Annotated in this window: 18 protein-coding genes; 9 read left to right on the top strand and 9 right to left on the bottom strand. The window is 61.7% G+C overall.

Annotated features, from left to right (window positions below):
* Positions 1-52: 52 nt before the first annotated feature.
* Together D0Y96_RS00345 and D0Y96_RS00340 are read left to right on the top strand one after the other, a co-directional pair.
* A complete protein-coding gene (locus D0Y96_RS00345; RefSeq protein ID WP_117297128.1) occupies positions 53-424 on the top strand; it encodes a response regulator transcription factor in 372 nt (123 codons plus the stop codon).
* A 185-nt stretch (positions 425-609) separates the two neighbouring features.
* Positions 610-2,106, top strand: coding sequence for a multicopper oxidase domain-containing protein (locus tag D0Y96_RS00340; protein WP_117297126.1), 1,497 nt, complete (start codon positions 610-612; stop codon positions 2,104-2,106).
* Between the two features lie 15 nt (positions 2,107-2,121).
* Here the strand turns inward: D0Y96_RS00340 and D0Y96_RS00335 are convergent, their stop codons facing one another.
* The 4 genes from D0Y96_RS00335 to D0Y96_RS00320 form a co-directional block, all read right to left on the bottom strand.
* Positions 2,122-3,099 (bottom strand): MBL fold metallo-hydrolase, encoded by a 978-nt coding sequence (locus tag D0Y96_RS00335; protein WP_117297972.1) that lies wholly within the window; start codon positions 3,097-3,099, stop codon positions 2,122-2,124.
* Positions 3,100-3,176: 77 nt separating this feature from the next.
* Positions 3,177-3,503, bottom strand: coding sequence for a YbaB/EbfC family nucleoid-associated protein (locus tag D0Y96_RS00330; protein WP_117297971.1), 327 nt, complete (start codon positions 3,501-3,503; stop codon positions 3,177-3,179).
* A 33-nt stretch (positions 3,504-3,536) separates the two neighbouring features.
* Complete coding sequence (gene dnaX / locus D0Y96_RS00325) at positions 3,537-5,555, bottom strand: DNA polymerase III subunit gamma/tau (protein WP_117297124.1); 2,019 nt, start codon at positions 5,553-5,555, stop codon at positions 3,537-3,539.
* Between the two features lie 134 nt (positions 5,556-5,689).
* Positions 5,690-6,172, bottom strand: coding sequence for an SET domain-containing protein (locus D0Y96_RS00320; RefSeq protein WP_117297122.1), 483 nt, complete (start codon positions 6,170-6,172; stop codon positions 5,690-5,692).
* 99 nt (positions 6,173-6,271) lie between these two features.
* On the opposite strand from D0Y96_RS00320, the gene D0Y96_RS00315 reads away from it, so the two are divergent.
* Positions 6,272-6,943: a tetratricopeptide repeat protein gene (locus D0Y96_RS00315; RefSeq protein ID WP_147324873.1), complete on the top strand. Its 672-nt coding sequence runs from the start codon at positions 6,272-6,274 to the stop codon at positions 6,941-6,943.
* Between the two features lie 21 nt (positions 6,944-6,964).
* On the opposite strand, the gene D0Y96_RS00310 is transcribed toward D0Y96_RS00315, so the two are convergent.
* On the bottom strand, positions 6,965-7,534 hold the full coding sequence (locus tag D0Y96_RS00310) for a hypothetical protein (protein WP_117297118.1): 570 nt from the start codon (positions 7,532-7,534) through the stop codon (positions 6,965-6,967).
* A 164-nt stretch (positions 7,535-7,698) separates the two neighbouring features.
* Here D0Y96_RS00310 and D0Y96_RS00305 point away from each other — a divergent pair, with 164 nt between their 5' ends.
* A complete protein-coding gene (locus D0Y96_RS00305) occupies positions 7,699-8,256 on the top strand; it encodes a DinB family protein (RefSeq protein WP_158562107.1) in 558 nt (185 codons plus the stop codon).
* Between the two features lie 7 nt (positions 8,257-8,263).
* Here D0Y96_RS00305 and D0Y96_RS00300 read toward each other — a convergent pair whose 3' ends face one another.
* On the bottom strand, positions 8,264-9,073 hold the full coding sequence (locus tag D0Y96_RS00300; RefSeq protein ID WP_117297115.1) for a prepilin peptidase: 810 nt from the start codon (positions 9,071-9,073) through the stop codon (positions 8,264-8,266).
* 101 nt (positions 9,074-9,174) lie between these two features.
* On the opposite strand from D0Y96_RS00300, the gene mazG reads away from it, so the two are divergent.
* From mazG to menC, 3 genes are read left to right on the top strand one after another with little or no spacing between them, the layout of a single operon-like run.
* Entirely contained in the window at positions 9,175-10,020 is an 846-nt protein-coding gene (gene mazG / locus D0Y96_RS00295) for a nucleoside triphosphate pyrophosphohydrolase (protein WP_117297113.1), read from the top strand.
* Positions 10,017-10,853, top strand: coding sequence for a GNAT family N-acetyltransferase (locus D0Y96_RS00290; protein WP_117297111.1), 837 nt, complete (start codon positions 10,017-10,019; stop codon positions 10,851-10,853). Before mazG ends, D0Y96_RS00290 begins: the two co-directional genes overlap by 4 nt.
* Before the next feature lie 13 nt (positions 10,854-10,866).
* Entirely contained in the window at positions 10,867-11,988 is a 1,122-nt protein-coding gene (gene menC, locus D0Y96_RS00285) for an o-succinylbenzoate synthase (protein ID WP_117297109.1), read from the top strand.
* Between the two features lie 120 nt (positions 11,989-12,108).
* Here menC and D0Y96_RS00280 read toward each other — a convergent pair whose 3' ends face one another.
* Both D0Y96_RS00280 and D0Y96_RS00275 read right to left on the bottom strand, forming a co-directional pair.
* Positions 12,109-14,730, bottom strand: coding sequence for a PBP1A family penicillin-binding protein (locus D0Y96_RS00280; protein ID WP_117297107.1), 2,622 nt, complete (start codon positions 14,728-14,730; stop codon positions 12,109-12,111).
* 135 nt (positions 14,731-14,865) lie between these two features.
* A complete protein-coding gene (locus D0Y96_RS00275; protein WP_117297104.1) occupies positions 14,866-16,629 on the bottom strand; it encodes a proline--tRNA ligase in 1,764 nt (587 codons plus the stop codon).
* Between the two features lie 167 nt (positions 16,630-16,796).
* Here D0Y96_RS00275 and D0Y96_RS00270 point away from each other — a divergent pair, with 167 nt between their 5' ends.
* Entirely contained in the window at positions 16,797-17,045 is a 249-nt protein-coding gene (locus D0Y96_RS00270; protein ID WP_117297102.1) for a hypothetical protein, read from the top strand.
* Complete coding sequence (locus D0Y96_RS00265) at positions 17,026-17,640, top strand: hypothetical protein (protein WP_147324872.1); 615 nt, start codon at positions 17,026-17,028, stop codon at positions 17,638-17,640. The genes D0Y96_RS00270 and D0Y96_RS00265 overlap by 20 nt, the downstream gene beginning before the upstream one ends.
* Positions 17,641-17,645: 5 nt before the next feature.
* On the opposite strand, the gene D0Y96_RS00260 is transcribed toward D0Y96_RS00265, so the two are convergent.
* On the bottom strand, positions 17,646-18,212 hold the full coding sequence (locus D0Y96_RS00260) for a P-loop nucleotide/nucleoside kinase family protein (RefSeq protein WP_117297970.1): 567 nt from the start codon (positions 18,210-18,212) through the stop codon (positions 17,646-17,648).
* Between the last annotated feature and the right edge of the window lie 10 nt (positions 18,213-18,222).

The raw sequence follows: 18,222 nt of genomic DNA, 5'->3' as shown, positions 1-18,222 counted from the left end.
GAGCAGTCTGCGACTGACGGTGGGGTATTCTGCTTTACAGCAAGGAAAACGAATGTCCGATACTCAGGTCAAGCCGAAGGTTCTGGTGGCCGACGATGAACGCGTGATCGCGGATACCCTGGCGATTATTCTGAATCAAAGTGGATTTGAAGCCACCGCTGTGTACAGCGGTGAAAAAGCCGTTGAAACCGCGAAAACGCTGCAGCCGGACATGCTGATCAGCGACGTCATCATGACGGATCTGAATGGTATCGATGCGGCCATCAAGATTCGCACGCTCGTGCCCGCATGCAAGATTCTCCTCTTTTCCGGACAGGCCGCTACCGCCGACCTGCTCGACCGGGCCCGCGTTCAGGGGCATGAATTCGAGATTCTCGCCAAGCCTGTGCATCCTCAGGATCTTCTCGCCCGTCTTCGCAGTTAGCCCAGTCCTTTTTTGCTGAATCTTTCCTTCCGCCGGGAATCGATCTTCCGGCGGGAGCGCAGTCTGCCCGCCGGTAAGCAAAAACACTTCGCATTATTCCGGAGCCCGCTGCCGCTCTCTGTCTCCACATGACGGCGCTGTCATGGATCTGTGCTACAACCGGTCGAGCAGGGCAGGCGATCCTCATGCAGCTCTTACCGGCATCCCGGCGCAGTTTTCTCAAATCTCTCGCAATGACCGGCGCCGCAGGACTTCTTCCATCCTCCGCGCGCTCTCTGCTTCTTCAGGAAAATCTCTCCGGCCCCGTCACCACCGGGCAGCACGAGTCGCTCCGGATCGCCGTTACTCCTCTTGAAATCGCTCCGAACCGCATCGTCTCCGTGGCGACGTACAACGGCGGCTTTCCCGGCCCGCTGCTGCGCTTCAAAGAAGGCCGGCCTGTGACCGTCGATGTTGTGAACGACACCGAAGCGCCTGAGCTGCTCCACTGGCACGGCCAGGCCGTTCCGGTCGAAGTGGATGGAGCCGCCGAAGAAGGCTCGCCCTTCATCGCTCCGCACAGCTCGCGCCGCATCGTGTTTACGCCGCGTCCGGCAGGCTTCCGCTTTTATCACACACATGTTCGCGCCGGAGCAGACCTCAGCGCCGGGCAATACAGCGGGCTGGTCGGGCCGGTGTATATCGAGCCCGCGCACGATCAGGGCAGCTACGACCGCGAGGTCTTTCTCACGCTCAAGGAGTTCGAGCCCTCCTTCAGCCGCGGCGGCGATATGGATATGGACTTTCTCTCTCCCGCTACCGTCGTGCCGGAGCTGAAGCAGCGCGGCGAAGCGGCCATGAACGCCTCGCTCGCAAAGGGTATGCCGCACGGCTTCGAGGTGGGCTACGCCTCCTTCACCATCAATGGACGCATGCTCGGCCATGGTGAGCCGGTGCGCGTGAAGCGCGGCGAGCGCGTGCTCTTCCACATCCTCAACGGCAGCGCCACCGAGATTCGCAGCCTCGCTCTGCCCGGCCATCTCTTCCGCGTCGTCGCTCTCGACGGCAATCCGGTGCCTGTGCCCGCATCCGTTCCCGTGCTCTGGCTGGGCACCGCCGAGCGCATCTCCGCCATCGTCGAGATGAATCATCCCGGCGTCTGGATCATGGGCGATCTTGCCGATGATGACCGCCATCACGGTATGGGGATCGTGGTCGAATACGCCGGGCAATCCGGAAGACCGCAGTGGATCGCACCGCCCAAAGCGCGCTGGAGCTACGCACGCTTCGCGAATCCGGAAGCTGCCGCCGCCGCTCCTGACGAAACCATCGAGATGACCTTCGTCAAAGAGAACGCCGCCGATGCCGGCTTCAATCGCTGGACCATCAATGGCGTCGCTTATCCCGATGCGCAGATGATGGCCGCGCCCTCGCATCGCCTGAAGCAGGGAAGCCGTTACCGCATCCGCATGCACAACCAGAGCGATGACATTCACCCTGTCCATCTGCATCGGCACAGCTTCGAGCTGACCCGCTATGGCGGACAATCCATGTCAGGACTGATGAAGGATGTCGTGATGCTGGGCGGCTATCAGGAGGCGGAGATCGACTTCGTGGCCGACAATCCCGGCATGACGCTCTTCCACTGTCATCAGCAGCTGCACATGGACTTCGGCTTTATGACGCTCTTCGACTACGCCTGAAAGAGCCGCAGAGATCTAAAGCGAGTTGTAGACGACCGTCACGAACATCTCCGGCTTCATCATGCCTTTGTTCCACGTCGCATCCAGGTCTGAAGTGGGTTTAGCGGCCAGCACCTGATCGAGCGTATTTCCGGCGATCTTCAGCTTCTCCACGCGGTTGCCCACGGTCGCCAGCATGTCGCGGTACTGCTGCAGCGCAGTTTTGTTGCCCGGCTGCCCATGTCCGGGCACGATCTTCGTCCTGTCATCGGCCAGTCCCAGGCATTCATCCACCGCGCGGATCATTCCGTTGATCGTGCCTCCCGTGCCGGTGTCAATGAGCGGATACATTCCGTTGAACCACAGATCGCCGGTATGCAGCACGTTGGCCTTCACGAAATAGATGTAGGCGTCGGAGTCCGTATGCGCATTCGGCGCGTACTTCAGATCGATCTCGTCGTTGTTGTAATAGAGCTTCTCGCTCTCGGCGAAGGTCTGCTGCGGCAGCGCGCTGTTCGGCGCCGCGGAGATCTGCATATTCAGAATCTCAACCTTCTGCGGCGTGGAAAGCCGCTCCCGCGTCTTCTCCTGCGCAATGATGAAGGCGCCTGCATCGTGCAGCACGGCGTTGCCGTCGGTGTGGTCGAAGTGCCAGTGCGTATTGATCAGCAGCCGTATCGGGTGCGGATCGAGCTGGCCGATCGCGTCCAGCAGATGATGCGCCCCGGTGGAAATCCCTGAATCGATCACCAGCTTTCCATCCGGACCAATCTGGCAAACGACATTGCCGCCCACGCCCTGCAGCAGAGAAATCGTATCTGTGATCTTCGTGGTTTTAACGGTTTCCGTTGCAGCCGCAGCCCGCATTGTCTGCACCGGGTCCGGCTGCGCGGGCGCAGACGCGGGAGCGGCAGGAGGCTGCTGTGCCTGGCTGAAGGCCGATGCTGCATTGCCCGCAAGCAGCGCGGCGGCGGCCATGCCCGTCTGCGTAAGAAAACTGCGTCGCGTGGTCATCGTCTTTCGCTCCCCTGGTGAGCTGCATCGATCGAAAAACGTTCGTCCACAATCGCCGAAGCCCGGAAACTACTGCTTCAGAGGATGCCCGGCGGCAGATTCAGGCCGCCCAGAAGGCCCTGCAGGCTCGACTTCAGAATCTCCTCAGCGCGCCGTCCCGCTTCGTTGAAAGCGGCTGCAATCAGGTCTTCCAGCATCTCCACGTCGGGGTGAGGACCGCTGAGGCTCGCGACCGCGGCGGGATCGATGGTGATCTTCAGGATCTCCTTTTTGCCGTTCATCTTCACGGTGACTGCGCCGCCGCCCGACGAGGCCTCCACCACGGTGGCGGCCAGCTTCTGCTGTACCTCGTCCTGCATCTGCTTCGCCTGACCCAGCATCTCCTGAATTTTGAACGGATTCACCATGACAGCCTCGAAATTGGTTTCATCTTTTCCTTAATTCTTATCCCGCAGGTCGAGCACGCTTCGCACCTCTGCGCTGAACAGTTCCTGCGCCTGCTTCACCAGCGGGTTATCGAGCGCCGCGGCCTGCACGCTGCCGCTGACGGCGGCTCGCGGCTTCGACGCTTTGCCCGATCCATTCTCGCCCGGCACAACCACCAGCTTCTGCGATGCCCCGATCTCCCGCATGGCGCTGCGGCAGATCTTCTCCGCTTCGGCGTTCATGGTCAGCCCCAGCATCGTTTTGCGGATTGCTACTTCGACCTGAATCGTCTCGCCCTGCTGCGTCCATGTGCCATCGCCCAGCAGCACCGCCGCCGTGTTGTGGCCCTCGCGCTCCAGCGCGGCGCAGACGGCCTCCGTAATGCGGGCGAGATCCGGATTCTCCGCCGCCGCACCAGGCTCAATAGCCAGCGCCAGCGCGCCGTCCGTTATCTCGGCCATACCTGCAGGAACCGGAGGCCGGGCCGGAACGGACGCAACCGCTCGCGCCGTTGCTTCCATCGGCGTCAGCGCCCGCGGTTCAGGAGCAGCTCGTAATTCTGAAACAACCGCTGGTTCGGCAACGGTCTGAAATGCAGTAACGGCATGCGGCTCCGGAGCGATTATCCGTGTTTCCGGCGGCGCGGTCTCTTCCATGGCCGGTACTGTGCTTTCCCCGGTGATTTTGCGGCTTCTGTCTGCCTCAAAGGGCGAGAAGGCCGGTTTCGCCGGTTCCGGAGCACGTTCGGGGGCACGAACCGGAGCAGCCGTCGCCGTCCGCACCGGCGGAGGAATCGCACGCTGCGTTGCCGGTCTGGCCGAAGAAGCGGCACTGAGTTGTCCTCCTCCAGCCTTGCCCGTGTCCGAAGAAACCGGCAGCATGCTCAGAAACTCTTCGACCGGAAGCAGCCGCTGCAGATGCACCAGCCGCACCAGCCCCAGCTCCAGATGGAAGCGCTGCTCCTGCCGGTAATTCAGATCATCGAAGGTGCGCAGCATGACCTGCAGAAAGCGCGTCAGGTCCTCTTCGGAGAAGAGCGCTGCCGAACGGCCAGCCCGCGCCCGCTCATCCGCCGACACCTGCAGCAGATCGGAGTTTTCCCCCGCGATGCGCGCCATCAGCACATTGCGCAGGTAGCGCACGAACTGCCGCGCCAGCGCCGAAGGGCTGTTGCCGGCATTCAGCAGCCGGTTCATCTCCTCGATCACCGTCGGGCTCTGGCCCTCGCCGATGGCTTCGAGCAGCCGCTCGAAGATCGCGTTGGGCACGGCGCCCATCAGCTCGCGAATCTGTTCCGCGTCCAGATGCGGCCTGCCGTCTTCGAGCGGAGCCGAAGCGATCGCCTGGTCCATGATCGACAGCGCATCGCGCATCGATCCGTCACCGGCCTCGGCCAGCAGAGCCAGCGCTCCGTCTTCGGCTTCTATATTTTCCTGCGAAGCGATGCCGCGAAGCTGCGCGAGAATATCGTCGAACTTCACTGCATGAAAGCTGAAGTGCTGGCAGCGTGAGCGGATCGTCTGCGGAAAATCCTCGGGCTGCGTCGTCGCCATCATGAAGACGACATGATCGGGCGGCTCCTCGAGCGTCTTCAGCAGAGCATTGAAGGCCGCATCGGTGATCTGGTGCGCTTCGTCCAGAATGTAGATCTTGTACTTGTCCCGCGCCGGCCGGTACCGTGCCGCATCGCGCAGCTCGCGAATCTCGTCGATGCCGCGGTTGGTCGCCGCGTCGATCTCGATCACATCGACCGCGTTGCCGGCGCGAATCTCCGTGCAGGAGTCGCAGACGCCGCAGGGCTCGGGCGTCGGCCTCTGCGCGGAGCCGATCTCCGTGCGGCAGTTCAGCGCCTGCGCCAGAATGCGGGCGATGGTCGTCTTGCCGATGCCGCGATGTCCGGAAAAGATGTAGCCGTGGGCGATGCGCCCCTGCGCCAGGGCATTCAGCAGCGTGCGCGTAACGTGCTCCTGCCCGGCAACATCGGAGAAGCGCTGAGGACGATATTTACGGGCGAGGACCTGATACGTCATGAGGAATCCGAAACATGATTGTATCGGGATCGGCAGGCCAGTGACAGGCGAGGGAAGCGGTGTTTCAGTGCAAAAGCTGCTTCGAAACGTCGATCACCAGATGTTCGCTTCCTCTTCCGGGAAGCAGGGAGCAGCTATCTTCCTGCAGCGGCCGTTCGCCCCTGCTGCTTCTTCCTGGTCGCGCGATTCGCAACCCGCTCACGCCGCTGCACCTCGTCGGGGGAATACATGGTCTTCCGGCAGTCCTCGGCGCCGCAGTTGCAGTATGCCGGGTCGGTCTCGTCGCCGTCGTAGAGAAAATAATCGTAGGTCAGCTCTTCGCCCGGCGCGATATCGCGAATCGCCTTCACCCATACGCGCCCGCGCACTTCGCCGGTCTCGCAGTTCGGGTCGCACGAATGGTTGATGAACATCGCCGTGCCGTGTCCGTCGATCACGAAGTCGCCGTCGCCCAGGCCGAACAGATACGTCGTCGGCGAGCTCTGATACTTTTCATCGGCGAGCTCTTTGGTGATGCGAGGCCCCGTGTACTCCACCACGCGCGAGCCTTTTGTGATCGCAGTTGTGGTGTAGCAGCCGGCGGCATGAATGGAAGAAGAGCGAATAATCAGACCCATGGAATTGGGGTCAGTATAGCAAGGCCGCAGGCCGTTCGATCATCCTGCAGGAGCCGATTTTTCATTCGCTGCGTCTACACTTAAGGAGAAGTGATTTTCGTGCGGCGATCCATCCTCCACATCGTTCTGCTTCTGTTGCTGTGCTCAGCCTGCGGCTATGCGCAGCAAAGCCGGCAATCGGACTCTTCGCAGAGCTCCTCAAATGCGAATGGGGATACCAACGCGCCGCAGAAGCAGACCCAGCCCGCGAACCAGACGCAGGATCAGCACAAAAAGCACAGCGCCGCCGAGGACAATCCTTTTCCGGAAGCGCAGTCGACCAAAGCAGCGCACGAGGCCGGAAACGATACGCCCGCTCCCGATTCTTCGTCTCCTGCCACTCCGCCTTCGAGCAGCGATAAGAATTACAGCTCCAGCCAGGACGGGCTGAAGGGTCTCGATCTTCCCGGCGACAAGGATTCCCGCATCAGCGACGGCGCCGGAGGGACGGTGCTGAATCCGAAGCTTGCCGCGGACGATGCCCGCGTCGGCGGCTACTATCTGCGCACGGGAGATTACAAGGGCGCCTATTCGCGCTATCTCGAGGCGACGAAGGTCGACCCAGGCAACGCCGATGCGGTCTTTGGGCTGGCCGAAGCAGAGCGCGGTCTGAACCACCGCGACGAAGCCGTCTCCGGCTACAGGCTGTATCTGGAAGCGCTGCCGGACGGACCCCATGCAAAGGATGCCCGCAAGGCTCTGAAAGCGCTTGGCGCGAAGCCGCCGGAATAAGCAGCCTCCGCCGCAGCGCTCCTACTGAAACATCGGGCGAAGCGTCTCCACCAGATAAATCACAGCCAGCGGCACGAGAATCAGATTGCGCAGCACCGAAATCGCCGCCCGGCGATGCTCCGGTGTCTGCAGACGGCTTTTGCCGGCTGCTCCCAGGGCCCGGACCAGGGCGGTGATCGCAAAATTCAGAAGGGCGAATCCGGCGATGAAGAGCACATACTCCCACAGCACCACACGCAGATGATTGCCGATATGCTTTCCCAGATGCTGCAGGGCAAGCTGCCATGATTCCGCGACGCCGACGCGCTGCCGCAGACGCAGCCATTCGCTCCCGGAGAGCGCGGCCCATATCGCCACCACGCAGAGCAGAACCCGCCACAGCGTCACCAGCGCTTCCAGCAGCGTGAGCCGCAGCCGGGGCAGCGTCCGGGACTGCATCAGCACATAACCGCGTTCCGCGGCAGGCACGGCGGCGGCCACCAGAACCGCCAGAGGGTGACGGGCCACCGCGGCCGCAGTCCGCAGACAGAACTCTCCGCTCTGGTGCCAGGCCAAGGCAAGGCTCGATGGTGCATCGGCGAGATAGAGCATCAGATTCCCTGTTCCTCCTAGTTCGCAGCAGAGCAGCGGAAGGAGCATACTGTCAGTTCCGTACTTTACTCGAAGTCGCGTCTTATCTATATACTTCGGCGCTGTCCGAAGAGCCATATTCCGGTGTTACCGGAAGCATCCGGTGCCGCCGGTATGAGTTGTGTATGCATCCGGTACTCCAACACGTCTCTGATGCCTGGGCGCAGGAGCTTTCCGGCAGGGACGCCGCGTGGTGCCAGCTTCACCCCTTCGGCAACGTACGCCAGTGGAGCGCCCAGGAGCTTATCGAGCATCTGGTGCTTACGTACAAGAGTACCTCTCTGCTGCTCGAGGAGCGTCTGGAGAAGAGGCGCCCAACGCGCTCTCACAGCACCTTCACCCAGTGGGTGCTGCAGATCTGTGTGCTCTCCCTCGGCCGTATGCCCAGCGGCGTTCCTGCGCCCGGAAATACCCGGCCTGGACGGCTGAACTGGCCGCCGATGACCGGCGAAGAGCTGGCCGCGAAGCTCAGCGAGGGGCTCCAGCAGATGGACACCCTGCTCGATCAGTGCCGCCATCGCTTCGGTATTCAGCGAGTCACCTCACATTTCTTCTTCGGACCCCTGCGCGTCGATCAGTGGCGGCGCTTTCACGTCGTTCACGGTCACCATCACCTCCGTCAGTTTCGCCGCCTGAAGCGAACGGCAGCGCCGCTTCCTGATACCAGCCATCCGGCGACATAAGAATTGCTTAACGGAAAAACTGAAGGTACCAGTTGAGGATTTTTTGTCCTTCAAAAAGGGTGCAGATCGCGGCTGCCGAGAGAAACACGCCCAGCGGCAGCCTGGCCTGACCCGGCCGTCTGCGCCCGGACGCAGGCAGGTGCCGAACCGCGCTCCCAACCATCCCCCCAGCTATCCCCCCTACCGCTCCATAGATCGCTGCGCTGAGCACCCCGAGAAACAGCGCCACCCCGCCCAGCTCCGGTCCCATCCAGGCAGCAATCAGAGCCAGCAGTTTCACGTCGCCCGCGCCCATCCCCTCCTGCCTCCGGACCAGAAAATAGAGTTCGCGAATAGCCAGCAGCAGCGCGGCGGCGGCCAGCGCCCACAGGGCAGCTTCTCCGGCATGCCGCAGGCGAATCATTGCTGAATCGGCCGGGAGAATCGCGGCATACAGAATGCCCAGCGCAATACCGGGCAGGGTAAAGGCATCCGGCAGCAGCATGGTCTCAGCGTCCATTACGGCCAGGCCCAGCAGCAGAAAGCAGAGCACCGCGGCTCCGGCTCCCTCTGTATTCAGCCCGAAGGTGAGAAAGCACAGCAGAAACAGGCACGCCGTCGCCGCCTCCACCAGCGGATATCGCCACGCGATGGGTTTGCCGCAGCTCCGGCAGCGGCCGCGCAGCAGCAGCCAGCTCAGCACCGGAATATTGTCCACGGAGCGAATTGCCGTACCGCACCGGGGGCAGCGCGAGCCCGGCTGCACAATCGACTGGTGCCGCGGCAGCCGCGAGATGCAGACGTTCAGAAAGCTCCCGAAGGCCAGCCCGAAAAGCACTGCGAAGATGGAAATCAGCAGGGTCAGCTTGCTCCTTTTGATTCTTTGTCCCGGTCCGGCATACGCCGTCTCCGTTCCGGATCATACGTTAGAGTAAAGTTATGCCCTCCGGTCAGGACACGGGAAAGCTCTTTGCGGAAGCCGTCTCCATTATGGCGCGGCTGCGTGCGCCCGGCGGTTGTCCCTGGGACCGGGAGCAGAGCTTTGACTCGATCCGAAAGTACACGCTTGAAGAGACGTACGAGGTCTTCGATGCGATCGAGCGCCGGAGCTGGCCCGATCTGCAGGAAGAGCTCGGCGACCTGCTGCTGCAGGTCCTTTTTTATGCGGAGATGGCTGCCGAGGCCGGGCATTTCACCATCGCCGACGTGGTAAATGGCCTGAGCCGCAAGCTCATCCGCCGCCACCCGCATGTCTTTGGAGACGCCGCTGCCGCGGCTGCCGGAAACTCCGCCGCTGGCCTTGCGACCGACGGCATCGACGCAAAGCAGGTGCTCCGTAACTGGGAAGAGATTAAAAAGTCTGAGAAGGCCGATCATTTCACATCGGAAGGCCGGCTTGATGGCATCCCGCGCTCGATGCCCGCTCTGCACGAAGCCTCGAAGCTCGGATCGAAGGCAGGGAAGGCCGGCTTTGACTGGCCCGATGCCGGCGGCCTCATCGACAAGCTGCGCGAAGAGACGGCAGAGCTCGAACAGGAGCTGCCGCACGGTCGCACAGAAGCGATCTCGGAAGAGCTGGGAGATCTGCTGTTTACCGCGGTGAACCTCGCCCGTCACATGAAGATTGATCCGGAGATGGTGCTCCGCGACACCAATGCCAAATTCCGCCGCCGCTTCGCTGCCATGGAAGCGTCGTCTCCGCGTCCGCTCGAGGATCTTTCGCCGCAGGAGCTTGAAGAGCTGTGGAGTGCTGCGAAGCTGGCCGGGAAGGAAGCCACTCGATGAGCACGCAGACAGCTCTGCCGGATACGGACGGGCGCATCGAGATCCGAAGCTGCCGGGGCTTTGACGAGCTGGAAGGCTGCGTCCGCCTGCAGATGGAGACCTGGGGTTATTCCGATGGCGATGTCATTCCGCGCCGCGCCTTCATCGTCGCGCAGCATATTGGCGGACAGGTGATTGGCGCCTTCGCTGCCGGACGCCCGGCTGTGGTGGAAAGCGTTCGAGCCGCCAATCTGATCGGCTTTGCCATGTCCCTGCCGGGAATAAAATCGGTCCCGGGCGGAAAAACGCTGCCGTATCTCCATTCCCACATGCTGGCCGTCACTCCGGAGTATCGGAACGGCGGGATTGGCCGTAAACTGAAGCTGGCTCAGCGAGATGAGGCGCTTGGGAGGGGAATTTCCCTGATGGAATGGACCTTCGATCCGCTCGAGATCAAAAATTCCTTCCTCAATATCCACAGGCTCGGAGTCGTTGTTCGTTCTTATACATCGAATTTTTATGGTGTATCCTCATCACGTCTGCAGGGAGGATTACCGACCGACCGCCTTCACGCCGAATGGTGGATGAATTCGGACCGGGTCAATGCTGTCCTCCACGGAATCCCATACACGCCGCCGCCAGTTCAGGAGACAATCGTGGTCCCGAAAGAAGTGAGCGAGTGGAAAACATCGGAGACCGGCCTGCCCCGCGCGCTTGCCGTGCAGACGGAAAACCGTGAGCGCTTTTTGCATGCTTTCGCACGTGGACTCTCTGTCGTTGGCTTCCGTACCGACCAGAACGGAAACGGTTTCTTTGAGCTGGCTCCGTATCCTCCACCGACTACAGGCAACTGAGCACTGATTATTTATGAGAATTGATTCGATTTTTCTCCGCGAGATCCGTCTCCCCCTCGTTCAGCCTTTTGAAACCAGTTTTGGACGTACCACCGAGCGCCGCATCCTTCTCGTCGAGATCCGCGCCGAAGGCCTCAGCGGCTGGGGCGAATGCGTTGCCGGCGAGCATCCGTATTTCTCCGAAGAGACGGTGGATACGGCCTGGCTGATGGCGCAGCAGGAGCTGGCTCCGGCCCTGGCCGCCGCCGACCCGGAGCACGGCGGCAAATGTCCTGAGATCTTCCGTCCGGTGCGCGGCCATCGCATGGCCAAAGCGGCCCTTGAAAACGCGGTGTGGGACCTCGAGGCGCAGATGAAGGGTGTCTCGCTGGCTGAGCTGCTTGGCGGCACGCGCGAAGTCATCGACTGCGGCGTCTCCATCGGCATTCAGCCCTCTCTTGAAAAGCAGCTCGCCCAGGTGGAGCGGGAGATCGCCGCCGGATACCAGCGCATCAAGCTGAAGTGCAAACCCGGCTGGGATGTGCAGGTCTTCGAGGCCGTCCGCACCCGCTGGCCGGATATCCGTCTGAGCTGCGACGCCAATTCTTCCTACCGTCTGAAAGACGTCGATCACATCGCATCCTTCGATAACTTCGACCTGCTGATGATCGAGCAACCGCTCTGGGCCGACGATTTCTACTTCCACTCCATGCTGCAGAAGCAGATTGCCACCGCCATCTGCCTCGATGAGTCGATCCGCAACCGCCGTGACGCCCTTGCCGCCATCGAGATGGAATCCTGCCGGATCATCAATATCAAGTGCGGCCGCGTCGGCGGCTTCAGCGAAGCGATCGCCGTGCACAATGCCGCGCAGGAGCGGGGCATTCCCGTCTGGTGCGGCGGCATGCTTGAGACCGGAATCGGGCGCGCCCACAACATTGCGCTCTCGTCGCTTGAAAACTTCACCCTGCCCGGCGATGTCTCCGCTTCGAAGCGCTACTGGTCTGAGGACATCATCGAGCCCGAGGTCGAGGTTTCTCCTGCGGGACAGATTCAGGTGCCGGATTCACCCGGCCGCGGCTTCGAGGTTCGCGCCGACCTCGTCGATCGGCTGACCGTCCGCCGCGAAGAGATTCGCGCCCTGGCGCTGGCATAGAGCTTCTGCCTCCCGGCCTGAGACGGATATCCCATCTCGGCCTGATCGGACGAGCCGCTGCGGGCGCCCGCAGATAAGCCCGCGCCTTCGTCAGCCTTATCCGGATCTCAGCTCCGGAGTTTAGTTCTGCGGCGGCTGTTGCTGCTGCTGATTGTCGTTATTGTCGCCGTTGTCGTGTTTGCCGAACAGTTTGGACCAGAAGCCGCGCTTCTTCTTCGCGGGCGGCTGAGGCTGCTGCAGGCCATTGTTCTGCGCCTGGGTGGGATTGTTCGTAACCGGTGCAGCCGGCACGGCAGGCTGAGGCTGTCCTGCCTGTTGCTGCACCGGAGCCGGGCCCACCGGCTTCTGTCCGATCCCGAAGATCTTCTGGAAGAGGTTGCGCTGATCGCCGGTTGAGTGGTCGCAGGTGTCCGTCGGCTGCGTGCCGTCCAGAAACGCCGCCTCATAGTCCTGCGGGCATGCGCCGTCGGCCAGCAGATTGGTCTGCTTGTCGAGGTTCACCTCGATTACGCCCGGCGGAGGAATGAAATCCTTCGTATCGGAGTACTGCGGCAGGGCAACCGCACGCTTCATGAACTCGGCCCAGATCGGCGCCGCCGCCTTCGATCCCTCGATCTTGATGTCCGTATAGTCGTCGTTGCCCACCCAGACCACGCAGATCAGGTTGCTGGTAAAGCCCGCAAACCATGCATCGTGCGAGGTCCCGGTCTTGCCCGCTGCCGGAGCCGTAAAGCCCATCGCGCGCACCGTAAAGCCGGTGCCGTGATTGATCACGCTCTCCATCAGGCTCAGCGTCAGGTAGGAGGCGCGGGGGTCCAGCACCGGCTTGCCGGTGGCGGAATAGTCGGCGACCACATCGCCGTTCGGGCTGCGCACCGAGGCCAGCATCCAGGGTTCGATCTTCACGCCTTCATTCGCGAAGACCGTATACGCGCCAGCCATCTCGAGCGGCGTGGCGTCGTATGCGCCGATTGCCATGGCCGGTGTGCCGCGGGCGGAGACGATGCCGGCGTCACGCGCCAGGGCAGCGACGTTGTTGAACCCGACCATCTGCGCGAGCGAGATGGTCGCATTGTTCAGCGAGCGCATCAGCGCCTCGCGGGCCGTGATCTCGCCATAGTACTTGTTGTCGAAGTCGCGCGGCGTGTACTCTTGGTTATTGAAGGTGAAGGTCGTCTGCTCGTCGTTCAGCAGCGTGACCGGAGTAAAGATCGCGCTGGCGCCGTCGGAGTTGGTCAGCGGAGTTCCCGCCAGAGCCGTGTTGAAGGCCGCGGCATAAACGAAGGGCTTGAAGATCGATCCGGTCGGACGATGCGATACCGCATGGTTGAACTGGCTGTTGCCGTAATTGCGTCCGCCCACCAGCGCCAGCACCTGTCCGGTATGCGGATTGAGCGCCACCAGCGCCACCTGAGGATACGTGACGGGAGGGATGGTCTCTCCGCGTTTGGCGGCGGCCCGCGCCAGCCGTTCATGGCGGGCAATCACCAGCTCGTCCACGCCCTTCATGCCCGCGGTAATGGCCTCGGTCGCAGCTTCCTCGAGCTGCGGGTCAAGAGAGGTATAAATGCGCAGGCCCTCGCGGTTGTAGTCCGCATCGCCCAGCTTCTGCGCAAGCTGCTCCCGCACCAGATCGACAAAGTAGGGCGCTTCGCCCGCGTCCACAGCGCCGGGAACCACATGCAGCGGGCTGGCCTTGGCCGCCTCCCCCTGTTCTTTGGTGATCGCGCCGGTTTCGACCATCGAATCGAGCACCAGGTTGCGGCGCTCCAGCGCGCGCTGCGGATGCCGGTAGGGATTGAGCCGGTTCGGGCTTTGAATCATTCCCGCCAGCAACGCGCACTCCGGCAGATCGAGCTGGCGCACATCCTTGCCGAAATATGCCTGGGACGCCTCGCCGAATCCGTCGATTGAAAAACTGCCCCGCTGCCCGAGATTGATCTCGTTGGCATACATCTGAAAGATTTGCTTTTTGTTAAAGCGGTGCTCAAGCTGGAAGGCGATGACAATCTGGATCAGCTTGCGCTTGAACTTCTTCTCCGGAGACAGGAAGAAGTCCTTGGCCAGCTGCATGGTCAGGGTCGATCCGCCCTGGCTGTACCGGTGCCGCCGCAGATCGTTGAAGAAGGCGCCCATCAGGCGCACATAATCCACGCCGCCGTGATCAAAATAGCGCCGGTCCTCGATCGAGGTCACCGCGGGCACCAGATACTTCGGCAGCTCGTCGTAGGTCACCAGACGGCGCTTGCTGCGGTTTTCGCCGGAGAGGCCGGTGACCAGCAGCGGCTCCAGCTCATAGGCGGCAAGCTGCTGCCCGTTGTCGCCCTTGATCTGGCTGACCACGCCGGAAGAAAACGTGATGGTCGCGCCGTCCTGGGAGTGATACGACTGCGGGCCGGGGTGAATCACCACCGCATCGGGGCCGTCCGAGTAGGTCCCCATCGCCGAGGCTTTGCCTTCGCCGTCTACCGAATAGCCCGCATCGCGCAGCTCCGCGGCGACTTCCGGCGACGTCAGCTTCTGACCGGGGCGCACCTCGCGCGGCGCGGCGTAGATCTTCGCCGTATCCTCGAACAGCGGATGCTGCAGACGCGCATCGACGATGGATTTGTATTTGAACCAGTAGAAGCCGAAGATGACGAGGCAGATCGCAAACCCTGCTGCGAGAACGATCCCCGCTCCCAGCAGGAGCTTTTTATTTGTGACCGTTGCCGGCCGGGCTACTTTAATCTTTACTGCCAAGCTGAACTTCCACCTTCCATGCTACTCGCCAGGGGAGAGGAACGGGTGCGGGAGCGAATCCTGTCCGTCAGACGATCGGATGCAGAATCCGCTCCTCGCGTCGGAACCTCTTTTTTGCCAGCATTTTCCCGTGCTTTACCGGGGAACCTGTTTCAGCAGCGCCGCCACCTCGGAGATCGGCGTGTCGATGCTCGATGCCGTTGCGCGCGTCACGACTTCCACCTTGCCTTCGGCGGCTTTTTTGCCGACGTTGACGCGGAAGGGAACACCGATCAGATCGGCATCCTTGAACTTGACCCCGGCGCGCTCCTCGCGGTCGTCGAGCAGCACATCGAGCCCTGCCGCTTCCAGATCGGCGGCGATGCGTTCTCCTGTCTCCCGCAGCGAGCTGTCGGCCATGTTGGTCACCGTCACCACCACATCGAACGGCGCAATCGAGCGCGGCAGCCAGAAGCCGTTCGCGTCATTGTTCTGCTCGATCGCCGCCGTCAGAATGCGCTCGATGCCGATGCCGTAGCTGCCCATGATCGGCATCACTTCCTTGCCGTTCGGGTCCAGCACCTTCGCGCCCATCTTCTCCGTATAGCGGTACCCGAGCTTGAAGATGTGTCCGACTTCGACCGCTTTGGCCACCTTCAACGGCTCATCGCACTGCGGGCAGCCTTCGCCCTCGACGACATTGCGAACATCGGCAGCCACCGTCCAGGTGAAATCCCTTCCTGGTGTGACATTACGGAAGTGATAGTCGAGTTTGTTCGCTCCGCCGACCAGATTTTTCCGATTTTCAAGACCCCGGTCCAGAACGACATTGAGTTTTCCATCGTGCAGGGCCTTTGCCGGGTCGAGTCCCACCGGTCCCAGATAACCCGCCGGTCCGTGGAACCATGCCTCCAGCTCGTCGCCGTTCATCGTGCGCAGCTCGGCCGCTCCCAGCAGCCCGAGCAGTTTGGTCTCGTTCACGAAGTGGTCGCCGCGCAGAAATACGGCAACCGGCTCCCAGGTGGATTTGGATTTCTTCCCCTCAAGGGTGCGCACCTCAGCCATATAAGCCACGCACTTGATGTCCGAGCTGGCTTCGATCCCGAAGAACTTCGTCACGTCCACAATCGCCGCCATGCCCGGCGTGTGTACCAGCTCCGGCGTGCCGTCGCCTGTCGGCTCCATCTCCGTGACCGGAGCAAGTTGCGAAACCGCCTTTTCGAGGTTCGCCGCATAGCCGCACTTCGCACAGCTTGCGATCAGATCCTCACCGGCATCGGTGTAGACCATGAACTCCTGCGACTGCGTGCCGCCCATAGCGCCGGAGTCGGCTTCGACAGAGACAAACTGCAGACCGCAGCGCGTGAAGATCTTCCGGTAAACGGCATCGTGCAGATCGAAGCTCTTATCCAGTCCTGCGGCGTCGATGTCGAAGCTGTAGCTGTCCTTCATGATGAACTGCCGCACCCGCAGCAGACCGCCTTTGGGGCGCGGCTCATCGCGGAACTTCGTCTGAATCTGATACCAGATCTGCGGCAGCTGCCGGTAGCTGCGCAGCTCATGCCGCGCCAGATCGGTCATCACCTCTTCATGCGTCATGCCCAGACACAGGTCCGCGCCCTTGCGGTCCTTCAGCCGGAACATGTTCTGTCCCATCGTCGTCCAGCGGCCGCTTTCCTGCCAGATATCGGCGGGATGGATCGTCGGCAGCAGAAACTCCTGCCCGATGGTATCCATCTCCTCGCGCACGATGCCGGTAATCTTCTGAATCGAGCGGTTTCCGAGAAACAGATACGAGTAAATGCCTGCGCCCAGCTGGCGGATATAGCCGGAGCGGACGAGAAATTTATGACTGGCCACTTCGGCATCCGCCGGGGCCTCGCGCAGAGTGGGAATGAAGAGCTTCGACCAGCGTTGCATTCTGTTGGAACACGCCTTTGCCCGCCCGCAAACCGGCAGGCGAAATGGAATTCAGATGAGATTCTTATTTTAAATGCATGAGAGGGATGACAGCATAAGGACAGGCCCCCCATCCCGTTCAAAACGGAATCACGGGAAAGAGCCGCCGCGCATCTATAATTTCAGGTATGAGCCAGTCGGTTGAAATCACGACTCCGATTCTCTCCGCCGAGCAGGTGGCGAAACGGCTTGGTGTCAGCAGAAAGCGTCAGAAGGCACTCTTCCGCCTTGTGGACGAATCGTTGACCAGTGGCCGTTTGCAGAGCCGAACTGGAAAGAAGCGTATGTCGGCCGCTCATCCCGCAACGCCAGGGCTGGTGCATGGAAAGACCTCTTCAGAGAGCAAGACGCCAAAAGGTGCCAAAGCCGCGCGTTGAACCCGACTCGGTTTTCCTGAATATCCCTTACGACAGACGATTTGAGCGTCTTTATCTCGCCTATATCGTGGGTTTAACCGAGCTTAGCCTCACTCCAAAGGCTACGCTCGCCATTCCCGGCGGCACGGCGAGGCTGGACAGGATCTTCGAGTTAATTCAGACCTGTCGTTACTCCATCCACGATCTTTCACGTGTGCAGCTGGACAGGGTCCCTCCACCGACGCCTCGCTTTAACATGCCATTCGAGCTCGGCCTGGCCCTGGGATGGGCAAAGCTCAATCCCGGGCAGCACACATGGTTCGTTTTTGAGACAGCAAATCGCCGCGCACAGAAGTCCATCAGTGATCTCAACGGAACGGATTGCAATATTCATGACGGCCAGGTGCAGGGGGTTATGCGCGAATTGCGAAACGCGTTTGTGCGCAGAAGGAACCAGCCGGATGTGCCGCAAATGATGGAGAATTATGAGGCGCTCCGAAAGCTGCTTCCGGGTTTGCGCAGACAGACCGGAGCAGAGACTCTCTTTGAAGCCGGAGTCTTCAACGATCTCATTACAGTTGCTGCGCGCCTCAGAGATAAACGCTCCGGCGGCTGATGGCTTTAAAGTGCTGTCTGCTCTTTCAGAGCCTCCCGCACCCGCTCCACAAGAGCCTCCACATCCAGCGCCCGGCTCGTATCCACTTCGATCACCTTTCCCAGCCCGACCGGTGCGTCGTACTCGGCCATGCGTTCCAGAGGCATCGTCTTCAGCGCATGCGCGGGATGATGCCTCTCCCGCTCGGCGCGTTCCGCAAAGCGCCTGACCGCTTCTTCGAGCGGCAGCCGGCAATACACCTCGACGATTCGGCCCGGCAGCGCCGCCAGCCTGCCGCGCTCCTGCTCGCTGCGCGGGCGGAAATTCGCTTCGAGCACCACATCGGGGCAGTGGGGAGCCAGCGCCAGCAGCGTCTCCATCGCTGCCACGCTCAATCGCCGCGAGAAATCGAGATCGTCCGCCGCCTCGCGTGCCGGATCGTGCATCGCCGCAAACAGCGCTTCCTTGATGTCGTCTTTGCTCAGCAGCGCAAAGCCCAGCGCCTCGGCCAGCGGCCGCCCCACCGTGGTCTTGCCCGCTCCCGGCGGCCCGGAGACGATCACGATGCGATGCTGACGGAGTGCGTTTGCCATCTCCCATCCA

This window comes from Paracidobacterium acidisoli, from assembly GCF_003428625.2.
GTDB lineage: Bacteria > Acidobacteriota > Terriglobia > Terriglobales > Acidobacteriaceae > Paracidobacterium > Paracidobacterium acidisoli.
Note: the sequence above shows the minus strand (reverse complement) of the source record. Positions and strands in the feature narration are given on the sequence as shown.